The sequence below is a fragment of the Acinetobacter sp. YH12108 genome (genome assembly GCF_013419055.1).
Taxonomy (GTDB): domain Bacteria; phylum Pseudomonadota; class Gammaproteobacteria; order Pseudomonadales; family Moraxellaceae; genus Acinetobacter.
In genome coordinates this window covers 1-3,168 of record NZ_VPAW01000052.1, presented here as the reverse complement: position 1 = coordinate 3,168, position 3,168 = coordinate 1, and the positions used below count along the sequence as shown (strand labels likewise).

Annotated in this window: 4 protein-coding genes and 1 rRNA gene; 1 reads left to right on the top strand and 4 read right to left on the bottom strand. The window is 37.6% G+C overall.

Going from position 1 to position 3,168, the window contains the following annotated elements; genetic code table 11:
• Positions 1–103 (top strand): 5S ribosomal RNA (rrf, locus tag FTU46_RS16515); the annotation flags it as partial.
• A 125-nt stretch (positions 104–228) separates the two neighbouring features.
• Here rrf and FTU46_RS16510 read toward each other — a convergent pair.
• The 4 genes from FTU46_RS16510 to FTU46_RS16495 form a co-directional block, all read right to left on the bottom strand.
• Positions 229–642, bottom strand: a complete 414-nt coding sequence (locus FTU46_RS16510; protein ID WP_180105346.1) for a roadblock/LC7 domain-containing protein — start codon at positions 640–642, stop codon at positions 229–231.
• Positions 643–652: 10 nt separating this feature from the next.
• Entirely contained in the window at positions 653–1,195 is a 543-nt protein-coding gene (locus FTU46_RS16505) for an ATP/GTP-binding protein (protein ID WP_180105345.1), read from the bottom strand.
• Positions 1,196–1,209: 14 nt separating this feature from the next.
• A complete protein-coding gene (locus FTU46_RS16500) occupies positions 1,210–2,040 on the bottom strand; it encodes a hypothetical protein (RefSeq protein WP_373686592.1) in 831 nt (276 codons plus the stop codon).
• Between the two features lie 234 nt (positions 2,041–2,274).
• The gene (locus FTU46_RS16495) at positions 2,275–2,601 is read right to left on the bottom strand and encodes a roadblock/LC7 domain-containing protein (RefSeq protein ID WP_249365120.1); all 327 of its coding nucleotides are present in this window, start codon (positions 2,599–2,601) and stop codon (positions 2,275–2,277) included.
• Between the last annotated feature and the right edge of the window lie 567 nt (positions 2,602–3,168).

Below are 3,168 nucleotides of genomic sequence, written 5' to 3'. Positions count from 1 at the left end.
AGCAAGAGTGAACCACCTGATCCCTTCCCGAACTCAGAAGTGAAACCTCTTAGCGCTGATGGTAGTGTGGGGTCTCCCATGTGAGAGTAAGTCATCGCCAGCTCATTATTCCAAAAGCCCTCTGCTAAACGCAGAGGGCTTTTTTTATGCGAGGGGTTTAATAAAACAAAATAAAAAGGCTTAAATTCAATTTAAGCCTTTTGTGAATCTAGTTATTTGTTGATCTGCTTATTGATCTGCCGCGATAATGGATTGTGTTGCATTCTTTAGCATATACAGGACCTGACCCAATAAAATGTATTTTTCAGCCAAAGTAACCAGAATAAGAGGGTGCTTCGGTGCTGCAACTGCTGTCAAAATAGCTTTACCATTTTCTGCATCCAAAGTAATACTCTGACAGCCAGTAAGATGGATTTCCTTAGTAAATGCAGAAACCATCGCTAAAATCGAACTGCTCACAGCAGCAAGCTTGCTGTTGTTATAGTTGTCTTTCTTATGAATTGTGGCCAATTCTAAGCCATCTGTTGAGCAGACCATTACATAATATACGCCACGAACATTGCTAATGATCTCCTGAATTTGCTGTTTGGCATGCTGAACGAGGGCTTCGGGGGCTTGACGTCTTTCTTGTATAGTGAGCATGCTTTAATCCTTAGCTCATAAGGTTATGGTTGACTTCGATTGAAGTAATGAGGGCTTCTAAGAGAAGCAAGATGTCGTCTTTTTGACGAGCATCTACAAAAAAGAGGGGGGTATAGAGATCCTGTTGGATCAGCCAGTCCTTATAAATCTGGGTAAAATGAGGGCTTTCAAGATCACTGTGCGTAATCCCAATGGCAATATTATGGGTATATTCCTGGAATACTTCGATATAGCTTTCCAGTTCCTGGATCGGATCACTCACTGTATGATCAATAAGGATAATGGCACCTAGTGCGCCTTGACAGATGACAGGCCAGATAAAGTCAAAGCGACTTTGTCCAGGCGTCCCATACAGGCCAATTTTGGTTCCATCTTCTAATGTAATTTCACCATAATCAATTCCTACCGTGGTTTCCATTTTTGAATGACTGCGGTCGTCAGTATTCAGTGCCTCAGTGAGTAGCACTGGTATATCAGATAAGGAACGTATTGCGGCTGTTTTACCTGCACCCATGGAGCCCGCAAAAACGATTTTATATTGTTGTAGAATCATAAGTATTTACTTTATTAAAATCCAAATTTAAATCGTAGCTTTCCAAAAAAGCTTTTAATGAAACTTTGCTGTTCTATTCTTTCAACTGGCTCAGTGGTGCGATAACGACTTTCCCAAGCATTAATTTTTTCAATATTTCCGGAAGCCATGCTGGCCGCGATAAATTGTCGAAGCGTAAGTAATGAAATCGCATGTTGCTCAGCAATTTTTGAAATTTTAGCGCCTTGAATAAAGCAGGCAGATATCTGAAAAATACGTTTTTTATGCAGCGAATGAGCCGGCTTTGGCCAGTAGTGAATTTTATAGTGATCATCTTCAGGTGCGATCTGAGCAAAACTAGGCGAGTTCCAGAAAAAATTCCATAACCAGTCTTGGAGAATCTGCGTTTCTCTACGTGTAACTTTTAAGAGGTCGCTAGTAGATGCGAAGTCATATTGAAAAGAAAAGTCTGTGCCAGTTTCAGCCCGGTCTTTGTTTAACCAGGCCAGGTTTTTTGCTGAGTCAATAATGGCAATGGTGCCATGCTGATCATAGAGATGTAATTTACCTTTTTCAGGATGCAGCATCTCTTTAAAAAAGTTAATGGTGTAAGGATGGTTAGAAGATTCCTGGCTCTGAACGGGGGCTGAAAATATAGGTTCTTCTATTTCAGAGGTGATTTCTGAATTAAGAATATTTTGCTCAAACCAGTGCTTGAGATTTTGTGTATTTTGCAGGGGTAAAGCGAGCGTATTATTTATAATCTGGTTCGAGTATTGAGTATTTTTAGAAATGCATAAATAAGGGCATTTTTGGTTTTTGAGAACACGTTGAATACCCTCTGTTTCAAGAAAGTATTCATACACCAACAGGCAATCGAGATGAGGATCGGAAGCAGTGTTCCATTGCAGGATAAAATGGTCAGGAATGATGTGTTGTAAAGTTTTTTTTAGTTCATCTGCATCGTGAATACTTAAACCTGCTATTCCAATATGAATATAATGCCTATGCATTTTAAGTCTCGATTAAAGTTTATATTTTATTGGGTGAAGCGCATAAGGATCCCCTTTATTGCATGAAATAAAGGGGAAAACTGTGTATTAGCTAAAGTCTAAACCTTGTTCAAAAGATTTAAGCTCATGACGAGCCATAGCCAGGTTTGCTTTAGAACGATCCAGTACAAGATACAGGAATACATTGTTATTCTTTTCGAGTGGGCGAATGAGATGATATTGCTTGCCCAGCGTAATCAGAATATCTTCAATCGAGTCATTCAGATTTAATGAATTCGCTACACGGCGTTTTGCGCGAACCACTTCTGTATTGCCGGCTGCTGCAAGTTCAAGATCGATATTGCCACCACCTTGAGTTGCTAAAGCCAAGCCGCTTTCACCATCAGCTAATGCTGCAGCAACGAAACCATCAATGTCTGTAAGTGTATCTTAGGTTACCTTAGCCATAATTATTTCCCTGTTATAAAAATAGTTGATGCGTTAGTTGTATTTGATGAAGTTCGAATATTATCTTTTTCATTCAAATTCATTATAAAAATGGGGGAGTAAATTACAATTGAAATAAAAACCATATAAAATTTAATGTTTTACTTTATATCTTAATTTTTAACTTGTACTTTTTAATTATGTGATGCGTTTATCTTTTTATTTAAGGATATGTGAAATGATTTTGTGATTATTTTTTAATCTATAATCTCACCTTAATCTAAAAGATGTAATAAAATATTTTGAATGGATTATGGAACTAATTAGGTAAAAATTTCAGTTGAAAAAATAGATTCACTTTATTCCTTGATAAATTTAAAGACTTGGATTCTAAAATGAAGTGCAACAGAGATTAAATTATTGGAAGGAAGCAAGATGAGCTAGCATTTTGCTTCCGACCGACCAAAGTCAAAGTTGCATCATGAACTATACTCATCTTACTCAAGAAGAAAGATATCAGATTTCCACATTGTTACGTGAAGGTTTTTCTAAACG